At 48.3% G+C, this 20,016-nt stretch carries 17 protein-coding genes; 15 read left to right on the top strand and 2 right to left on the bottom strand.

Annotated elements, in window-relative coordinates; genetic code table 11:
• Positions 1–64: 64 nt before the first annotated feature.
• Complete coding sequence (locus ACSVDI_RS12790) at positions 65–1,426, bottom strand: MATE family efflux transporter (RefSeq protein ID WP_457943436.1); 1,362 nt, start codon at positions 1,424–1,426, stop codon at positions 65–67.
• A 336-nt stretch (positions 1,427–1,762) separates the two neighbouring features.
• Between ACSVDI_RS12790 and gpmA the strand changes: the two genes are divergently transcribed.
• The 14 genes from gpmA to ACSVDI_RS12720 all read left to right on the top strand — a co-directional run bounded on the left by gpmA (position 1,763) and on the right by ACSVDI_RS12720 (position 17,914).
• Entirely contained in the window at positions 1,763–2,524 is a 762-nt protein-coding gene (gpmA, locus tag ACSVDI_RS12785) for a 2,3-diphosphoglycerate-dependent phosphoglycerate mutase (RefSeq protein WP_457945648.1), read from the top strand.
• A gap of 333 nt (positions 2,525–2,857) precedes the next feature.
• Positions 2,858–3,301 carry a hypothetical protein gene (locus tag ACSVDI_RS12780; RefSeq protein ID WP_457943434.1) on the top strand — a complete coding sequence of 148 codons (444 nt, stop codon included), beginning with the start codon at positions 2,858–2,860 and terminating at the stop codon, positions 3,299–3,301.
• 273 nt (positions 3,302–3,574) lie between these two features.
• On the top strand, positions 3,575–5,413 hold the full coding sequence (locus ACSVDI_RS12775; RefSeq protein ID WP_457943432.1) for an APC family permease: 1,839 nt from the start codon (positions 3,575–3,577) through the stop codon (positions 5,411–5,413).
• Positions 5,414–5,532: 119 nt separating this feature from the next.
• The gene (hcp, locus tag ACSVDI_RS12770; RefSeq protein WP_457943431.1) at positions 5,533–7,134 is read left to right on the top strand and encodes a hydroxylamine reductase; all 1,602 of its coding nucleotides are present in this window, start codon (positions 5,533–5,535) and stop codon (positions 7,132–7,134) included.
• Between the two features lie 5 nt (positions 7,135–7,139).
• Positions 7,140–7,478 carry a cupin domain-containing protein gene (locus ACSVDI_RS12765; RefSeq protein ID WP_457943430.1) on the top strand — a complete coding sequence of 113 codons (339 nt, stop codon included), beginning with the start codon at positions 7,140–7,142 and terminating at the stop codon, positions 7,476–7,478.
• Positions 7,479–7,906: 428 nt separating this feature from the next.
• Positions 7,907–8,671: an ABC transporter ATP-binding protein gene (locus tag ACSVDI_RS12760; RefSeq protein WP_457943428.1), complete on the top strand. Its 765-nt coding sequence runs from the start codon at positions 7,907–7,909 to the stop codon at positions 8,669–8,671.
• Positions 8,664–9,500, top strand: a complete 837-nt coding sequence (locus ACSVDI_RS12755; protein ID WP_457943426.1) for an ABC transporter permease — start codon at positions 8,664–8,666, stop codon at positions 9,498–9,500. Before ACSVDI_RS12760 ends, ACSVDI_RS12755 begins: the two co-directional genes overlap by 8 nt.
• Before the next feature lie 53 nt (positions 9,501–9,553).
• On the top strand, positions 9,554–10,567 hold the full coding sequence (locus ACSVDI_RS12750; protein WP_457943424.1) for an ABC transporter substrate-binding protein: 1,014 nt from the start codon (positions 9,554–9,556) through the stop codon (positions 10,565–10,567).
• Positions 10,568–10,810: 243 nt separating this feature from the next.
• Positions 10,811–11,176 carry an ArsR/SmtB family transcription factor gene (locus ACSVDI_RS12745; protein WP_457943422.1) on the top strand — a complete coding sequence of 122 codons (366 nt, stop codon included), beginning with the start codon at positions 10,811–10,813 and terminating at the stop codon, positions 11,174–11,176.
• 95 nt (positions 11,177–11,271) lie between these two features.
• On the top strand, positions 11,272–13,623 hold the full coding sequence (locus ACSVDI_RS12740) for a heavy metal translocating P-type ATPase (RefSeq protein ID WP_457943420.1): 2,352 nt from the start codon (positions 11,272–11,274) through the stop codon (positions 13,621–13,623).
• A 489-nt stretch (positions 13,624–14,112) separates the two neighbouring features.
• Complete coding sequence (locus ACSVDI_RS12735; protein ID WP_457943418.1) at positions 14,113–15,285, top strand: amidohydrolase; 1,173 nt, start codon at positions 14,113–14,115, stop codon at positions 15,283–15,285.
• Positions 15,282–16,307 carry a methionine ABC transporter ATP-binding protein gene (locus ACSVDI_RS12730; RefSeq protein WP_457943416.1) on the top strand — a complete coding sequence of 342 codons (1,026 nt, stop codon included), beginning with the start codon at positions 15,282–15,284 and terminating at the stop codon, positions 16,305–16,307. Before ACSVDI_RS12735 ends, ACSVDI_RS12730 begins: the two co-directional genes overlap by 4 nt.
• On the top strand, positions 16,307–16,984 hold the full coding sequence (locus ACSVDI_RS12725) for a methionine ABC transporter permease (protein WP_457943415.1): 678 nt from the start codon (positions 16,307–16,309) through the stop codon (positions 16,982–16,984). The genes ACSVDI_RS12730 and ACSVDI_RS12725 overlap by 1 nt, the downstream gene beginning before the upstream one ends.
• 42 nt (positions 16,985–17,026) lie before the next feature.
• Positions 17,027–17,914, top strand: a complete 888-nt coding sequence (locus tag ACSVDI_RS12720; RefSeq protein ID WP_457943413.1) for a MetQ/NlpA family ABC transporter substrate-binding protein — start codon at positions 17,027–17,029, stop codon at positions 17,912–17,914.
• A 524-nt stretch (positions 17,915–18,438) separates the two neighbouring features.
• Here ACSVDI_RS12720 and ACSVDI_RS12715 read toward each other — a convergent pair.
• Positions 18,439–19,434, bottom strand: a complete 996-nt coding sequence (locus ACSVDI_RS12715) for a tyrosine-type recombinase/integrase (protein ID WP_457943412.1) — start codon at positions 19,432–19,434, stop codon at positions 18,439–18,441.
• 391 nt (positions 19,435–19,825) lie between these two features.
• Between ACSVDI_RS12715 and ACSVDI_RS12710 the strand changes: the two genes are divergently transcribed.
• Positions 19,826–19,999, top strand: coding sequence for a DUF3970 family protein (locus tag ACSVDI_RS12710; protein WP_457943410.1), 174 nt, complete (start codon positions 19,826–19,828; stop codon positions 19,997–19,999).
• The last annotated feature ends 17 nt before the right edge of the window (positions 20,000–20,016 follow it).

Below are 20,016 nucleotides of genomic sequence, written 5' to 3'. Positions count from 1 at the left end.
GATATCCGGTAAAAATCCCCCGGAAGTTTCCTTCCGGGGGATTTTTCAAAAGTACTATATTAGGTTATGTATTGAGTGAGGATACCCACCGCACGCGAAGAATCAGAATAATGGAAATTACGGCGGCCATGTAGTTGGAGAAAAGGTTTCCCCAGAAAACGGAATAGTATTGCAGCATTGGCTCGGTCATCAAAATAAAAATGAAACGAAGCAGCCAGATGCGCAGCAGACCGAGAATCATGGGTACAACGGTTTTCCCCAGGCCGATAAATGCTCCCTGAACCGCCATGCACACACCAAAGCCGACAACCGAATACGTGTAGATATGCAGGGCGTTGTTTGCAACCGATAAAACGTCCGGCTGATGGGTAAACAGTACAGTGAGGTAGGGGGAAAGCGGTACCACAATGGCAATGACCGCGACCGCCGTGATGGCGCTGGCAAGACAGCCCACCAAACAGGAGCGCTTGGCCTTTTCCGGCTGATTGGCGCCGATGTTCAGGCTGACCATGGTGGTAACGGCGGAGCCGAAGGAGGATGGCAGGTTAAAACAAACTGCGGTAATGTTACCTGCGATTCCCTGTCCGTTTAAAATGACCGGTCCGTATTTCTGCGTTTCATGGTTAATTAAAAAGAAACCGAAATTCAGCAGCAGGCTGGTGATCATGGCGGGAATTCCTACGCGGATCATCTGCGCAATCAGGCCCTTGTCATAGCGGAAGCCCTTCAAGGTCAGCTGGTCTTCACTTTTCGCCACGAACAATTCGTAGAACATCCAGATGCAGATTAACACGTTGGCGCACAGGGAAGAAAGCACGCACCCCACAACTTCTAAACGCAGCCATACGATGAACACAAAGTTGAAAATGATTTTCAGAAACAGCATCAGCACCATTCGAATGAACGAGGCTTCCGGTTTGCCGGTCGCGTTTTTGATGGCGTTGTAAATGCTTTCCATAAACGAAAAGGGAAGTACGGTTGCATATAAACTAATATAAAGAAACACATTGTGCGAAATCTGCGCATCCACGCTGTGAGAAATTGGCATTGCAAGCAGCGCAAGCAGCGGCGCAAAACAGAATCCCATGGTAAAGGCGAATACTACCACCTGTGTGGAAATCCGTTTCACCTTTATCAGGTCACCCTGCCCATTGGCCTGCCCAATAATCGCCATGGCGGCCACGCTCAATCCCTGCGCTAGGGCGGTCATCATGTTTACAATTGGTTCGCTGTAAGTAACGGCGCTGGCCACAAGCGTTCCTGCTGAGTTATTGATAAAAAGACCGTCCGACAGCGGCATTAGGGACTGAATTACGCTCATCATCAAAGTCGGAACGGACAACAGAATGAGTGTTTTTAGAATACTGCTGTGTAAAATTAAATCACGTCGCTGTTCTGTGCTTTGGTGTAAAAAATTAAGTTTCACTGGCAACCCGCTTTCTATCTCATGAAACTATAATATAACATGATTCTGTATAATTTGCAATCTTAAGAAGCTGGTGTCCCATGAGAATATTGAGCGGAATTTTTCTTGGAATTTGTCGTTTTTTCCCATTCTCGGCGAATCAGAATACAAGGTGGATTTAGATAAAAAAATAGTAGGAAACTGAAACAGATATATTTTTAAAAAACGATAATTATTTGCATTTTTACGCTTGAAAAAACCATACTGATTTCGTATACTATAGCCAGAACAAAGAACCGAACCACATCATCGTATTTCTGCAAATTTGGAAAATACGAAAAAATAAAGGAGGCAAGTCTGATGAAGCTAGTATTAATCCGGCATGGGGAAAGCGAATGGAATCGGGAAAATCTGTTTACCGGCTGGACGGATGTTGACCTTTCGGAAACGGGCCGGGAGGAAGCGAAAAACGCCGGTCTTTTGTTGAAAGAAGGCGGCTATGATTTTGATGTGTGTTACACCTCCTATTTGAAGCGCGCCATCCATACGCTGAACCTGGTTTTGCAGCAGCTTGACCGCGAATGGCTCCCGGTTGTGAAGACATGGAAGCTGAACGAACGCCACTACGGGGCATTGCAGGGCCTGAACAAGGCGGAAACCGCGCAGAAATACGGGGAAGAACAGGTGAAAATCTGGCGCCGGTCGTTTGACGTGCGTCCCCCCGAACTGGAGCAGGATGACGCGCGCAGCCCCCGCACGCAGGAGCAGTATCGAATGGAAAACCCGGCGGAGCTTCCGCTCTGTGAAAGCCTGAAGGATACGATTGACCGTGTCATTCCCTACTTTGAATCCGTCATTAAAAAAGACATGCAGAATGGCCGAAGGGTGCTGATTGCCGCACATGGCAATTCCCTCCGTGCGTTGGTTCAATATTTTGACCATCTTTCTCCGCAGGAGATTATGGAAGTCAACATTCCAACCGGAGTTCCGCTTGTGTATGAATTTGATGAAGCGTTTCGGCCAATCAAGCACTACTATCTTGGCGACCCCAAGCTGATTGAGGCAAAAATGCAAAAGGTTGCCAACCAGGGGAAAGCCATCAGCAAACCGATTGGATGAAGCCGTGTATTAATAATAAGTTGTTTCGAAGTTGTTTCGTCCGGCGGTGCACCGAAAATTTTATTTATATAAAAGGAGAGCGGTGCAAGACACCGCTTTCCTCGCAAAAAAATGCACCTGCAAATGGGTTTTAAACGCCCGCTTCCGGTGCATTTTTATGTCTTATTTGGTGGAGAAGCTATTATGCGGCAGCCACCTATTGTGCTATGTTTTGGAATGTCGGTTTCCGTCGCTTTAGGGGAAAATATATTTGTTACGCTTGTTACCTTAGGGTAAATCAGGTATAATAATAATTCGTGCGCATTTTATCTCTATAGCGAAAGGACTTGCAAAATGGCAAAAATCAAAGAAGTTTTCACGAACGACGAGTACTATCCCTTTGTTTCCTACTGCGAGGAGCATGGGTACGAGGAAATGGCAGATCTGATGAAATTTCCCTTTCATGAACTGAGAGGGGACTCGGATATTCCCCCCAGACTATTAAGCAAAATCAAAACTATATTTGTAATGTATTCTAAAATGCACAGTTCGGAATTTTCGGCTGCCAAAAAGCCGTCGGTGCGCAAACCGGTTTCTTCCCCTACCCCGCAGGCGGAACTGGAGGCGGAGCTGGAGGTTTATTTTCAAAGCAACGCCGACCGTTTGGTTCGGATTTCAGATATTTCAAAATCATTGGGCAGAAAAGTAAAGCGTTCAGACCTGCTGAAAATTCTGGAGCAGGCGCCGTGGTGTAAAGCCGTAGATGCAACCACTTTTTTCTATGCACCACAGTCATAAGCCCAAATTTTTATTGAAATTTATTTCTCATATAGAAATAACAGCTCGATTTCTTATCACTTTCTTTATGCCGATTTACTTTCTTATTCTTATGAACTATTGTATAATATGCTTTTAATAAAAAGCTATTCTGGCCATACTGCTTTTAAATAATAGGTAAATTTACCAGATTGCAGTATTCAGTTCATTTACAAGGTGATTCAGCAATCTTTTGTAAATAAGCGGAGGAACGCTCAGCAGTAAAAATTTAGCACAACTTAAGGATGTGTTAGTGTGTTCAAAAAAATAAAATCCATTCTTATCGGCAAGGCGATTAAATCGACCGAAAGCGAACATCAAAAATTCAGCGTTATCTGGGGCCTTCCCATTTTGTCCAGCGACGCGATTTCTTCTGTTTCCTATGCCTCTGAGGAAATCCTGATGGTTCTCGTCCCCGTGATTGGAATGGCTTCCTACAAACCGATGATGGCCATTGCAGCTGCCATCGTGTGCCTGCTTGTAATTCTGGTGTTTTCTTACCGACAGACCATTGACTGTTACCCGCAGGGCGGCGGCTCTTATCGGGTCGCCAGCGAAAACATCGGCAGGATTCCCGGCCTTGTGGCGGCGGCTTCACTGTCTACCGATTATGTGTTGACGGTTGCGGTCAGCACCTGTGCGGGTACGGCGGCAATTACCTCCGCTTTTCCTGAGCTGCTTCCCTACCGAGTAGGTATTACACTGTTCCTAATCCTGGTTCTTACCCTTGGGAACCTGAGAGGAATTCGGGAGTCCTCTATTCTTTTCGGCGTTCCGACGTATCTGTTTGTATTTTCCATTCTCGCTATGATTGTGACCGGAATCGTGCGCGTGCTGGTTTTGGGACAGGTTCCCCAGAATGTGCCGGTTCCGCAGCAGTCAATACAGGATATTTCCGTATTTTTGATTCTGCGGGCTTTCGCGTCGGGATGCACAGCCTTGACCGGCGTAGAAGCAATCAGCGACGGGGTTCCGAATTTTAAGGCGCCGTCCCAGAAAAACGCCAAGCGCGTTTTGGTCATGCTGGCTTCGCTGGTATTCGTTATTTTTATCGGCGTCTGTTATCTTGCGTCCATGTATCATGTTACCCCAAAGTCGGATATTACGGTGGTTGCGCAGATTGCGACCGGGGTATTCGGGCGTGACAGCATGATGTTCTATTTGGTGCAGGCCACAACGGCGCTGATTCTGGTCATGGCCGCCAATACTGCTTTTGCCGATCTGCCTCTACTGCTGTCGCTTCTTGCAAAGGACGGCTTTGTCGCCAGAAGCTTTGCAACCCGCGGCACGAGATTAAGCTTTTCCAACGGCATTATGCTGCTGTTTATTCTTTCCTCCACGTTGGTGATCGTTTTCAAAGCAGACCAGCATCATCTTCTTCCGCTTTACGCAGTCGGGGTATTCCTGTCCTTTACTTTGTCCCAGACCGGAATGTTTCGAAGATGGATTACCCGCAAGGAAGGGAAATGGCGCCACAAGGCAGTGATTAACGGCTGCGGAGCGATTGTTTCTGCCATAACCTGCATTGTGCTGTCCGTCACAAAGTTCCTGCTGGGGGCTTGGGTGGTTTTAATCTGCATTCCTGCACTGATCTGTCTGATGCTGGTGATTCGCCGCCATTACGACAAGGTGCGCGATAATCTGGTGATTGAAAAGAGCGGAAACGAGCTGATTCATAAAGTCCCCACGGAAAATTGCATTATCCTGCCGATTCAGTCGGTGAATAAATCCTTTGTCAAAGCGCTCAACTACGCGATGACACTTGGCGGAAAAATTGAGATTTATCATGTCAGCACCGATCAGGCTGCCACGGAAAAGCTGATCAACCAGTACCGGCAGCTGAAGGTAGATTTTCCGCTGGTGATTGAGGAAGCCCCTTACCGTAATGTTAATGAAATGCTGATTGCCCATGTGGATGCAAGGCTGGCAAGGCTGGAGCCGCACCAAATGCTGACGGTGGTTCTGCCGCAGTTTATCATTCCAAAGAGCTGGCACTATTTACTGCACAACCAGACTTCCCTTCGCTTGAAGAGCGCTCTGCTGAAGCGGCGCGATGTTGCGGTAATTTCCGTTCCCTATATTATTAATGAATAAAAATAATCAATAGAAAATAAAAAGAGAGTCGGTTTTGTAGCTGTGGCTACTTACAGGCTCTCTTTTCTCTATTATACTGAAACCAACAAATTGAACGAGATTTGATTGGAGGAAGTAAAATGGATAAAATGTTTTGTTTTCAGTGCGAACAGACCGCAAATGGAACCGGATGCACTCAGGCTGGTGTTTGCGGAAAAAGTGCGGACACCGCAATTTTACAGGATGAGCTGACCGGCGCGTTGGTTGGCCTTGCAAAAGCCGCAGGAAACGGCGGACGTACCAAAGAAACCGACCGCCTTATGCTGGAGGGCCTTTTTACCTGCATTACCAATGTGAATTTTGATGACGCTTCGATTCAGCGCAAGATTGCTGAAGTCAATCAGGCGAAAAATTCGATTGTTCCTGGCTGTGCAGCGTGTATTTCCCGCTGCGGAAATGCAGATAATATGGATATGGCGGCCTTATGGAGCGCGGATGAAGATATTCGCTCCCTGAAATCCCTGCTGCTGCTTGGCTTGCGCGGCATGGCTGCCTATGCGTACCACGCGCATGCGCTTGGCTATGAGGATGACGAGGTAACCGAATGGTTCTACAAGGGGCTGGCGGCGATCGGAACCGACCTGGATGCGGATACGCTGCTTTCCCTGCTGATGGAGTTTGGTCAGGTCAACCTGAAGTGCATGGCGCTGCTGGATCGTGCCAACACCGGAACTTACGGCGACCCTGTTCCGACCGAAGTGCCGAATACGATTGAAAAAGGCCCGTTCATCATTATTTCCGGCCATGACCTTCACGACCTGAAGCAGCTTCTGGAGCAGACAGAAGGCAAGGGCGTGAACATTTATACCCACGGTGAAATGCTGCCCGCGCATGGTTATCCGGAATTGAAAAAGTATGCGCACCTGAAGGGCAACTTCGGAACAGCCTGGCAAAATCAGCAGAAGGAGTTTGACGGGGTTCCCGCTCCGATTTTGTTTACCACGAATTGCCTGATGCGTCCTCGTGCTTCTTATGCGGACCGTGTCTTCACCACTGGCGTGGTGGCCTACCCGGAACTGGTCCACATTGAAGAACAGGATGGCAAAAAGGACTTTTCCGAAGTAATTGCAAAGGCACTGGAGTTGGGCGGCTATGAAGCAGACCGTGAACTCCCGGGCATTAACGGGGGAAAGAAACTGCTGACCGGATTTGCCCACGGCACCGTGTTGGGCGTGGCTGACAAGGTGGTGGACGCCGTAAAGTCCGGCGCACTGAAGCATATCTTCCTGGTGGGCGGATGCGACGGAGCAAAGCCGGGCCGCAACTATTACACCGAGTTTGTAAAGCAGACCCCGGCGGATTCCGTTGTGTTGACCGTCGCCTGCGGCAAGTACCGCTTTAACGACCTTGATCTCGGTACCTTGGGCGGCCTGCCGCGTCTGATGGACATGGGGCAGTGCAACGATGCTTATTCCGCCATCCGTGTGGCGGTTGCGCTTGCCGATGCGTTTGGGTGCGGTGTAAACGATCTTCCGCTTCACATTGTGCTTTCGTGGTACGAACAGAAAGCTGTCTGCATTTTGCTGACGCTGTTTGCGCTTGGGATTCAGAATATCCGCCTCGGCCCGACCCTTCCGGCGTTTGTATCGCCGAATGTGCTGAAAATCCTTGTGGATAAGTTTAACGTACATCCGATTTCAACGCCGGAAATGGATTTGGCTGAAATGATGCATCAGGAGTGATAACAATGGGCCAGAACTATATTAAAAATATTGATTTTTCCACCGCCCTCAAAATGGCCGATCTGGTTTCGTACCAGCCCGGCCAGGTAGTCAGTAAAACACTGGCTCAGAATCCCGCGGTCAGCTTGACCCTGTTTGCTTTTGACCGCGGGGAAGAGATTAGTACCCACTCTTCTACCGGCGATGCGCTTGTGCTTGCGCTGGATGGAGAAGGAGAAATTACTATCAATGGGGAAAAGCATGAACTGAAGCAGGGCGAAACCATTGTCATGCCAGCCAATGCGCCTCATGCGGTATATGCAAAAGAACGTTTTAAAATGTTTTTGGTCGTTGTTTTTCCTTAATGGTTCTCCCAAAAGGGCCGGAACCGGGTTTTGCCCGGTTCCGGCCCTTTTGGTGTAATAGCAAATGATGATATCTAACCACTGTGCAGGACAGAAGTTTAAAGCTGCAAATATTCTGACCTGAGCGGATTTCAAATTGCTTTTCTCAGCGGTTACCTAGGCAGTGCTAATACCAAAACGCTATTTGACTGAGCGGGAGCTTCGGATTTGCCCGTCCCATTTCTCACCAAAAGAAGAAACGGAACATATTTTATAGCAGCGCACTATGGCCGTGCAGCCGGAGCGGTAAAGCCGCAGCAATGCAATTTTTGGCGGGACTTCAGGCTGAAAACAGAAGATTGCCGGCTGTGCCGCCGAAAGTGAAATGCTGCAGAGGCCTTCGAAGTAAAAAACAATTCAGATTCAATCGGAAAAACGAGGTGAGATCGATGGAAGTACTGAACGTAAAAAATATTCAGGAAATTTATCAGGCGGAAAACGGAGAAATTTCCGCCCTGAAAAATATTAGTTTTACCGCACAAAAAGGAGAACTGATCAGCATCGTTGGACCAAGTGGCTGCGGAAAATCCACCTTGCTTTCCATTCTGGCCGGACTGCTGAAGCCGACCGGCGGAGAAGTTTATGTAAAAGGAGAAAAGGTGAACGGGGTGTCTCCCCATATCGGCTATATGATGCAGAAAGACAGCCTGCTGGACTGGCGCAACATTTATAAAAATGTAATGTTCGGCCTGGAGGTACGGGGCATGATGCAGCCGGAGTACCGGGAGCGCGCGGAAAAGCTTCTGAAAACGTATGGACTGTATGAGTTTAAGGATAAATATCCGTCCCAGCTGTCGGGCGGAATGCGCCAAAGGGTGGCGCTCATCCGCACGCTGGCAATCAACCCGGACATTCTGCTTCTGGACGAAGCGTTTTCCGCGCTGGATTACCAGACCAGGCTGACGGTAACCGATGACGTATACCGCATTTTAAAGCAGGAGCAGGTAACCACCATTATGGTTACCCATGATATACCGGAAAGCATCAGCATGGGCGACAAAGTCCTGATTTTCAGCCAGCGGCCGGCCGAAATCAAGGAAGTGCTGGAAATTGACTTTGAGGACCCGGACCGTACGCCGATTAGCTGCAGGAACAATCCCAAATTCAGCCGTTATTTTGACCACATTTGGAGGGAGCTGTCGGCAAATGAATAAACAATCAGTTCGAAATACGGAAAAATTTCCGCCGGAAATTTCAAAAGAGCGGGAGGTTTACCTGCAGAAAAAGCAGCGCAGAAAAATGTGGATCCGCATCAGCCAGTGGGGAATCCTTTTGCTGTTTCTCGCGCAGTGGGAAATTACCGCCAGACTGGGCTGGATTGACAGTTTCATTCTAAGCCAGCCTTCGCGAATCGGCAACACATTCCTGAACATGGCGCAGAACGATTTGCTGATGCATCTGGGCGTGACGGTTTACGAAACGTTGGTCGGGTTCCTGCTGGGGGTGGTTTTCGGTACCCTGCTTGCCATCATTCTGTGGTGGAGCGACTTTATATCCAAGGTTAGCGAACCTTATCTGGTTGTGTTGAACAGTCTGCCGAAAATTGCGCTGGGCCCTGTCATTATTGTGATTGCCGGGGCGGGCACCCAGGCGATTATTTTTATGGCGCTGGCTATTTCACTCGTCGTTACGGTGCTGGAAATGCTCAACGGGTTTCGCCGCACCGACCCGGAGTATATCCGCATGGCAATGTCGTTTGGTGCGAACAAAAGGCAGATTTTTACGAAAGTTGTGTTTCCGTACAATATCGCAACGTTGTTCAATTCCCTAAAAATCAATATCGGCCTGTCGCTGGTCGGCGTGATTGCAGGGGAATTTTTGGTTTCCAAAGCGGGGCTCGGGTATTTGATTGTTTACGGTGGTCAGGTATTCCAGCTCGATTTGGTTATGACAAGTGTGATTATTCTTGCAGTGGTCGCGGCGCTGATGTACGAAGCGGTGGTGCTGCTTCAAAAACTGGTCATGAAGTGGTATGGGCATTGAGGTAAAACAATTTTGTCCGGGCGGCTGATGAATCTGATGAGGGAGGTATGCTTATGAAGAAGCGGATAAGATTTTTAGCGCTTGCGCTGTGCCTTGCGACGGTTTTGACCCTGTTTGCGGGGTGCGGAAAGAAACAATCACAGGAAACCGTAAAAGTGCGTCTGTGCGAAGTGACGCATTCTATTTTTTACGCGCCGCAGTATGTGGCGATGAATCTGGGGTATTTCAAACAGGAGGGCATCGAGCTGGAGCTCACCAACGGACAGGGTGCGGATAAAGTAATGACGGCGGTACTGTCGAACAGTGCAGACATTGGATTCGCCGGGCCGGAAGCCTCCATTTACGTTTATAATGAAGGAAAAACGGATTATACACAGGTTTTTGCTCTTTTAACACAGCGGGACGGCTCCTTCCTGGTTGGTCGTCAGCCCGACCCGAATTTCACCTGGGATAAGGTAAAGGGAAAAGTGGTTCTGCCCGGCCGCAAAGGCGGCGTACCTTATATGACACTGGAATATGTCATGCGCAAAAACGGGGTTGACCCAAACAAAGATACTAAGTTGGATGACAGCATCCAGTATGCTTTAATGGCGACCGCGTTTACCAACGGGACCGGCAATTATGTCACCATTTTCGAACCAACGGCTTCTATTATTGAGGCACAGAAGAAAGGCTATATTGTCGCTTCCATCGGCAAGGAAAGCGGAGAAATCCCCTATACCGCTTATTTTGCAAAAAAGAGTTTTTTGGAGAAGAACTCGGATATCATCGAACGCTTTACGCGTGCGATTTACCGCGGCCAACTCTGGGTGTCGAGTCACAGTGCAGAGGAGATTGCAAAGGCCGTGGCGACCTCGTTCCCGGACACCGACGTATCCATTTTGACGACGGTCGCCCAGCGTTACAAGGATATTGAGGCGTGGAGCCCGAATCCGATTCTGAAGTCTTCTGCTTTCGATATGCTGCAGAAAGTTATGACAGAGGCCGGCGAACTGAAGCAGACGGCCCCTTATGATAAAATTGTAAATACCTCCTATGCAGAAAAAGTGATGAAAGAGGTTAAATAATTCTTACGAAGATTAGCAGTTGGAGCGCCGCAAAATGGGTGAAAACTCATTTTGCGGCACTTTCCTTCTGGAAAAACCAATTCGGTACCAGCGGCATATTTTGTATTACCCAGCAAGGGAAAGTGTCGGGATAAATTTGGGGAAAAGATAGAATCTGGACTTGACTTTGCCGGGGAAAGCGGTATAATACAGTTGAACAAGTAATCAACTGTTCAATAAAAAAACCGTAAGGGAGGGTCCAAAATGAATTCCAATACACCGGATATTGATAAATGCGACTGCACGATTATACACGAAGATATTGTGGCAGAGGTGCGTCAGCATATGCCGGAGGAAGAAAATCTGCTGGACCTTGCGGATTTATTCAAGGTGTTCGGGGATTCTACCCGGGTGAAGATTGTTTGCGCTTTGTTTCAATCCGAAATGTGTGTTTGCGACATTGCCGCCCTTCTGGGTATGACCAAATCGGCCATTTCTCATCAACTGCGCGTTTTAAAGCAGTCCAAACTGGTGAAAAACCGCCGGGACGGGAAAGTGGTTTATTATTCGCTGGATGATGAACATGTAAAGAACATCTTTGATCAAGGTCTTGCGCACGTGTCGGAATAGTCGATATAAATTATTTGCAGCAACCGCTATTTTTTACCTATATAGTTGATTGATTGCTCAACTAATCACACTAACAACGAAAGGCTGGGGACAACATGGCGTCGATTAAAAAGCAATATGAACTCGAAGGCCTTTGCTGCGGCAACTGCGCGGCAAATATTGAACGCGAAGTAGGTGGTTTGGACGGCGTTCTTTCGGCAAGCGTGGACTTTCCGTCCAAACTGCTGACCGTTGAACTGACGGGTGCGGACTTTGCGGAAAGATTTGCTGATCAGGCAGGAAAAATTGCCCGGCGGCACGATTCCGGAATTCAGCTGAAGGAGCGGGAAGCGGTCCAGATCGGTAGAAAGGTTCTGTATCTAAGCGGCCTTGGTTGTGCGGACTGTGCCCAAAAAATCGAGGCCGCCGTTGCCCGGCTGGATGGTGTCCATGCGGCCGGGCTCGATTTTGTCGCGCAGAAGCTTACCATCGAAACTTTAGACCCCCAGAAAATGCCTTCCGTTCTCAGACAAGCTGCGCAAATCATCCGCGAAATAGAGCCTGATGTGGAAATTTCGTATTCTCAGAAGGCCGCGGCGGAGGCGGAAGAAAACGGGAACAAACGCTGGCTTCGCCGAGCTGAATTGATTGCCGGAGCCGTATTGTTTGTGGCCGGCATGGTCTTTCCACTCCCACAGCCTTATCATCTGATTCTGTTCCTGGTCAGCTATCTGCTGGTCGGCGGGGACGTGATACTGCGGGCGGTCCGGAACATCACCAAGGGGCAGATCTTTGATGAAAACTTCCTGATGGGCGTTGCAACCATCGGCGCGTTCTGCATTGGGGATTACGCGGAAGGCGTCGCTGTGATGCTGTTCTATCAGGTCGGGGAGTTTTTTCAGGACCTTGCTGTTGAACGTTCCCGCAAGTCCATATCCGCGCTGATGGATATCCGCCCGGATTACGCCAACCTGAAAGTGGGGGAGAGCGTGACCAAGGTTTCTCCGGAAGAAGTCGGAATCGGGGATTTGATTCTGGTTCGTCCGGGGGAAAAGGTGCCGCTGGACGGAACCGTTGTGGAAGGAGTTTCTTCCGTGGATACCGCCGCCCTGACCGGAGAATCCCTTCCCCGTGATGTTGAGCCGGGCAGCCGTTTATTGTCGGGCTCCGTTAACATCAACGGACTTTTAACGGTGGAGGTCACGAGGGAGTTCGGTGATTCCACGGTTACAAAGATTCTGGATTTGGTGCAGAATGCCAGCGGCCGGAAAGCACCGACGGAAAACTTTATCACGAAGTTCGCACGGTATTACACCCCTACCGTGGTGTTTGCCGCCCTTGCGCTGGCGGTTTTGCCGCCCCTGCTGCTTCCCGGTGCGGCGTTTGTCGACTGGATTAACCGCGCGCTGACCTTTTTGGTTGTTTCCTGCCCCTGCGCTCTGGTTATTTCCATCCCGCTCAGCTTTTTCGGCGGAATCGGCGGAGCCTCTAAAAAAGGAATTTTGGTCAAGGGCAGTAATTACCTGGAAGCGCTGAATAACGTGGATACCATTGTATTTGACAAAACCGGTACGCTGACGAAGGGAAACTTCCGTGTGACTCGGATTGCTGCCGAAAACGGATGGAGTGAGGAAGCACTCCTGCGCTATGCCGCGCACGCGGAACTGTACTCCAGCCATCCGATTGCGGTATCCATCCGGGAAGCGTACAAAAGTGAACCGGATGCGGCACAGGTGGCGGATTATGAAGAGATTTCCGGAAAAGGGGTTCGCGTAAAAGTACAGGGCCGAACGGTGCTCGCGGGCAGTGGAAAGCTGATGGAGTCGGAAAAGATTTCGTATCAGGCGTCTTCTTCCTCGGGAACCACGGTTTATCTGGCGGTGGACGGAGTCTATGCCGGGTCGATTGTAATTTCGGATGAAATTAAACCGGACAGCCGACAGGCCATTCGGGACCTGAAGGCCGCCGGCGTTCGAAAAACCGTAATGCTGACGGGCGATAACCGGAAGACCGGCGAAGCGGTTGCCGGTGAGCTCGGCCTGGATGAGGTTTATACCGAATTGCTCCCGCAGCAAAAGGTGGAGCAGATGGAAGTGTTGAGCAAGCAGATTGCCAAGGGAGGAAAATTGGTCTTTGTTGGGGATGGCATCAATGACGCGCCCGTTCTCGCCCGGGCGGATGTCGGCGTAGCGATGGGTGGGGTCGGTTCGGACGCGGCGATTGAAGCAGCAGATGTTGTGCTGATGACGGATGAACCTGCCAAGCTGGTTTCGGCAATTCGAATTGCCAAGAAGACCAAATCCATTGTTTGGCAGAATATTGTGTTTGCACTCGGCGTGAAAGTACTCATTCTGGTTCTGGCCGCGTTCGGCCTCGCCAATATGTGGGAAGCCGTTTTCGGCGATGTGGGCGTTACAATCATCGCGATTTTAAATGCGATTCGGGCAACGCAGGGAAAGGACCTATAATTCCCCAGCAAATGTGTGAAAAGGTTTGGAATAGCTGGGACGCACCTCAACAAATCATAGATTTACCAAAAGGGTTTGACGTCTGCCGTGGCAGGCGTCAAACCCTTTTGCTTTTCCCAGAATGCATTCAACCTTGTAATACAGGATTCAAATGAATATTTTAGCAAAAACGCTTGACATACATAAAATATAAGTATAGTATATAATTAATAAAACATATATAATTAATATGATACAGAAAGGGGCGCCATCCATGACCATCACCATTTGCATGACCTGTAAAGAGAACATGTGCTGCTGTATGCCCAAAAATGGAACTTTGCGCCGAACCTTTCTGCTGATGCAATTCTGTAAGTTTACGGAAAAAAGCAGTAAGCCGGCAGGTTCCATGACCGCCGGTCCTTTTTATGCCCTTTTTTCAGAAAATGTGAGGGCCGTACTGTATCATCGGCTCCTTTTCTTACTTTTTATTTTGGAGGATTATCATCTATGAGTACCAGAGATGTGACGGTGGATGAAGAAAAATTAAGACAAATATTTGAGTGGTTCCATAAGAACCCGGAAGTTTCGTTCCAGGAATTTGAAACCACCCGGAAAATCCGGGAGCTGTTAACCGAAGCGAAAATTGAAATTCTGGATTTGCCGCTCGAAACCGGACTGGTGGCAAAGGTGACCGGTGCACGGCCGGGCCCCGTGGTCGCACTTCGGTGCGACATCGACGCGCTGCCGGTTCGGGAACAAACCGACCTGTCTTACCGTTCCGAAAACGACGGCGCTATGCACGCCTGCGGGCACGATTTTCACATAGCCGCCATTTTAGGCGCTGCCTTTCTGTTGAAGCAAAAGGAAAACGAACTGCACGGCACGGTAAAGCTGCTGTTTCAGCCCGGGGAAGAATCCTCACTCGGCGCACTGAAACTGACTGAAAGCGGCGTTCTGGATGATGTGGAGGCAATCTTCGGAATTCATGTCATTCCCAATATTCCGGTTGGGTCGGCTGTGGTTTCTCCGGGAGCGGTGACCGCTGCGGTAGACCGGTTTGAAATTACGTTTACCGGGAAAGGCGGCCATGCTGCGCATCCGCATGAAGGCATCGACCCGGTGGTGACAGCCGCCCAGTTTATTTCTGCCGCCCAGACGGTTGTCAGCCGCAATGCCAACCCGTTCCACCAAAGTTTGGTGAGCATTACGCATATTTCTGCCGGCAGCACCTGGAACGTGATTCCGAGTACGGCTTATTTGGAGGGCACCGTCCGCACGCTGCAGCCGGAAGACCGAAAAATGATTCCCCAAAGACTGCAGGAGCTTGCGGAACAAATCGCCGGGGCCTTCCGCGCCAGGGCGGATTTTCGCTGGATTGCAGGGCCGCCCGCCACGGATAACGACCCTGCGTGGACGGAGTTCGCCGCGAATGTCGCGCAACGGGTCGGCCTGAAAGTGGTTTCCGCCATCCCTTCGCTCGGCGGGGAGGACTTCGCATTTTACCAGAAGGACCTGCGCGGGGTGTATATTCAGATCGGAACGGGCGAATCGGAGCCGAACCATCATCCGAAGTTCCGTGTGGACCCCGCGGCACTGCCGACCGCGTCCGTTTATTTTGCAACGCTGGCTGAAAAGGCGCTGGGCCGATTGAACGAGCAGAAAAGCGGGGCACACGTATGATTCAGATTCAAAATGTGAGCAAAACCTTTCCCGGTAAATCCGGGAACGTGGTGGCGCTGAAAAACGTATCCCTTGAAATTAATGACGGCGATATTTTCGGTGTCATCGGCTTCAGCGGCGCGGGCAAGTCCACGCTGATCCGCACAGTTAACCTGCTGGAAAGGCCGGACTCCGGCAAGGTGATCATCAACGGCACCGATGTCACCTCGCTTCGGAAAAGCAAGCTGCGTGAGGTTCGCAAGGACATCGGCATGGTGTTCCAGCAGTTCAATCTGCTGAATTCCAAGACCGTCCGCCAGAATATCGCGATTCCGCTGATTCTGGAAAAAAAGAAGAACCCGGAAATTGAAAAGCGCGTCGATGAACTGCTGAAGTTCGTGGAACTGGAGGACAAAAAAGATACATACGTTGAAAATCTTTCCGGCGGCCAGAAACAGCGCGTGGGCATTGCCAGGGCGCTTGCCACAAATCCGTCCATCCTGCTGTGCGACGAGGCAACCAGTGCGCTGGACCCTAAAACCACGGAATCCATTTTGGAACTGCTGAAAAAGGTAAACCGGGAATTGGGCGTAACCATTCTGTTGATTACCCACCAGATGAACGTTATTAAGGATATTTGTAATCGCGTGGCCGTAATGGAAAACGGAGAGATTGTGGAACAGGGGAATGTTCTGAACGTCTTCGGAAATCCACGCCATGAAATTACAAAGGACTTTGTAAAAACGGTGATTAACGATACGATTCCGCAGAGCATACGGGAAGCTATTCGGAACGACGGCAGGGCGGGTGACATTCTGCGCCTGAAATTTGTTGGGGACAGCGCGCAGGATTCGTTGCTTTCCCGCATCAGTAAGAATTATAGCGTCGATACGACGATTTTGTTTGCGATTGTCAGCGAACTGCAGGGAACCGTGTACAGCTTGCTGGTAGTCCGGCTGACCGGGCAGAAAAGCGAGATTCAAAAAGCGGAAAATCACATCCGGGAGTCCGGTGTGGATTCAGAAAGGGTGAATTTGGAGTAATGGAAGAATGGGTTCAAAGGTATTTAGACGTTCCTTCGGCAAAACTGATTTTGGCCGCGGAACAGACGCTTTACATGATCTTTTGGGCGCTGCTGGTCGGCGCACTGATTGGAATCCCACTTGGCATTCTTCTGGTGCTGACGCGCAAAAACGGCGTTCTTCATAATCGGACCGCGTTTCAAATTTTAAATTATGTTATTAACATTATCCGCTCGGTTCCCTTCATCATTCTGCTGGTCTTTATGATGCCGGTGACAAAGGCATTGGTGGGCTCGACAATCGGTACCCGGGCGGCGCTGGTTCCGCTGGTGTTTTACATCAGCCCGTATCTGGCGCGGCTGGTGGAAAGCTCCATGCTGGAGGTGGATTCGGGTATTATGGAGGCGGCGGAGGCCATGGGGGCTTCCACCCTGCAGATTATCTGGCACTTTCTTCTGCCGGAAGCGCTGCCCTCCCTCATCCTTTCCCTCACCACGGGAACCATCGGCCTTTTGGGCGTAACCGCCATGGCCGGTGCAATTGGCGCCGGCGGTGTCGGCGATTTGGCTTTAACCTACGGTTATGAACGCTTCAATACACCGCTCATGACGGCCACGGTCATTGTTCTTATTTTGTTTGTTCAGCTGATTCAGTCCCTTGGGAATTATCTTTCCAGAAAACTGCGTACACACAGTTAATTAATACAACCAATTATTTTGCAGAGAGAAGAGGTTCTATTTATGAAAAAGAGATTACTTACATTCAGCCTGCTTGCGGCGGCTTCCATTCTATTTACCGGCTGCGCCGCGCCCGGGGAAAACACCGCGGCCCAGTCGTCTTCGGGTGCAGGCCAGCTGTCTGCCGTTTCCGGTTCCGCGTCGTCGGATGCGAACGAAAAAAAGGTTTTGAAATATGGAAAATCGCAGGGTCCATACACGGTTTTGTTTGAAGACGCTGTGAAGCCCATTTTGGAGAAAAAAGGGTATCAGCTGCAGGCGGTTGAATTTTCCGACTTGCTGTTAAACGATACCGCCCTGAACAACGGCGAAATTGATTTTAATGTGGAGCAGCATACCGCTTATGTACAGAGCTTCAACAGCGCCCAGAAGGGAGACTTGACCCCGATCAGCCCGATTCCAACAGTACCGGCGGGAATTTATTCTTCCAAACATAAATCTCTAAATGAAATTGCAAAGGGCGCGGTCATCGCCGTTCCAAACGATGCCTCCAATACCGCCAGAGCTTATGTGCTTCTTCAAAAAGCCGGCTGGATTAAGCTGAAGGATTCGGTGGACCTTTCCAAAGTAACGCAGAATGATATTGCCGAAAATAAATACAACCTTTCCTTTGTGGAAATGAAATCCCTGAACATTCCCCGTTCGTTGGGCGATTTTGATTACGCGGTGATCACCGGCAGCATTGTTTACAACGCGAAGATTGACGCGTCTACCGCGCTTTTGACCGAAGATATTCTGGACCACCTGATTCTTCAGGTCGTGGTTAAGGCGGAAAATAAAGACACCCAGTGGGCGAAGGACCTTGTTGCAGCTTATCACTCCGATGAATTTAAGGACTATATGAAAAAGAACAACAAAGGCCTGTGGTTTGTTCCGAAAGAACTGCAGTAACGGTGCTGTCACAAAATCTTTCGCGAAAGCGGCAGGAGCCGGGGAGATTGCCCATCCCCGGCTCCTGCCGCTTTGTAAACTTATCCACTTTGTATAGACTCACGGTTGAAAAAACGGCCGGTTAATTCCGTTTCAGCGTTTCAACAAACTGCTTGCTGTTTTCCCGTCAGACGTTGAGCTCCGCTACATCCGGGACCCACTGCGCTCGGTGGCCATCCATTATTACCCAGAACCCACTTTCGCTTGTTGTCTTGTCTTCCTACTTATTTTGCTTGTTTATTCAGAATTTTGGACAAAAATAAGAGTACATTATGGAATAAACCGTAATTCAGCCCGGCCTTCCGTTTCACCGGGCACCGGTAGGAATATAAAAATAAGGTCTGGCGTACAAGGTTTTCAATGTTGATAATCATAATAAAGAAGAAAGGGTAAAAGCAAATGCTTTTACCCTTATTATGTGGTGGACGTTATAGGACTCGAACCTATGATCTTTCGCACGTCAATTTAATGACCCCAAAAGGAAATTATATGCTTGAATCAAAAATTGTTTTAGAAATATATGAATCGAGTTTATCAACTGATTTTATAACCATCGTTTCTTGTAAATGTGTATAAATTGCTAAAGTGGTTTTAATATTTGAGTGCCCCAATAATTTACAAGCTGTTTCAAGATCTACGTCAGAAATATATAGTAGAGTTGCATAAGTATGTCTCAAATAATGGGCAGTTATCTCATTAATTCCTGTTTGCTTTGCAGAGGGATTAAGATCAATAATTGTTTTTATGTAATTTGACCACATACGTCGCCATGATGTTGCAGTATGCATAGTTCCATCAGTTTTACAGCAAACATATTTGCTTTTTGCGGTTTCTTTCGCTTTTTGTATTTCTAATGCAAGATCTACAGTGATACCTACATTTCTACCCCACTTGCCATTTTTAGTTCCGTTTTTGACTATGTAATGATTGGCGGTTTTTTCCTCAACACTCTTAGTAATGCTGATATAAAAGTCGTCTAAATTAATATCATCCCATGTAAGGGGGATCAATTCACCCTTTCTTAAACCTGCCAACATCATTATTAATGCTCCGATTCTCGCACGATGAGGAGTACTTACTATAAGTTTTTGCTCTGTTAAGGTTAATGCACGTCTTTCACTTTTTGGTGCAAACTTGGAAATCTCTCGTTTTCTAGCAGGGTTTTTAATAACTGCATCCTTATCAATAGCAAGTTCAAAAACTGAGGATATTGCACCACGAACATCGATCAATAATTGGTGAGAAGCTGGCTTTTTAGTATTTGGGTTACATTCAGTGAGAGAATCGAGCATATAGTCTATATGATCGGTCTTTATTTTGTTTAGTGGCATATCGCCAAAAAAATTATAAGCATGTTTTAGGTAGCATTGAAGACTTCTTATTTGTGAGGGCGATACTTTCCCTTTCTTTCTTTGAATAAAAAATTCGCCCCACTGATGAAATGTATCATGATCTGTTAAAGTATTGAATTGAGTATTCATTATTTTAACCTCCACAAATCCATTCGTTCGCGAACAAAATTATAATTTGGCATAATTATACAGCCGTGACTTGTTTACGTAAATGGATAATGTTTTCAAATAATAATTACTATTCAACATTTTAATATAAGCTTCGTGCCGAAAACTTAATAAATCATTAAAATAATGCTTAATTAGAGCCGACATTAGTTGGCCATTTTTATATACTTTATTGCGAAAGGAGCATATAACAATGACAAAAAAGACTTACCCTCTTGTGACAGCCCAGTATCCCCAGAGTCCGCATTGTAGCATCCTATGGTAGATGCGCAGAATGAAACACGGATAAGTAAGCAGGTTTATGTGATCAGAAATTAAAATCCGAAAGAAACACTTTATTTATAGGAGTAATATGATGATTAAAATCAGAATAACCGGCTTACCGGAGGAAATTGACAGCTTTCTGAATGAACTCAGAGAGCTGTTTCTTATTTCTGACGAATCAAAGCAATATAAAAACAGTCGGAGTCGATTTGTCCGAAAATACGCAGACATTGAGAAGCCCAAAAGTAATGATGTTGAATGAAAGGTCTTGACAATTAT

Source organism: Caproiciproducens sp. LBM24188 (assembly GCF_054130445.1).
The sequence above is the reverse complement of the archived record's forward strand: the minus strand, read 5'-3'. Positions and strand labels throughout refer to the sequence as shown.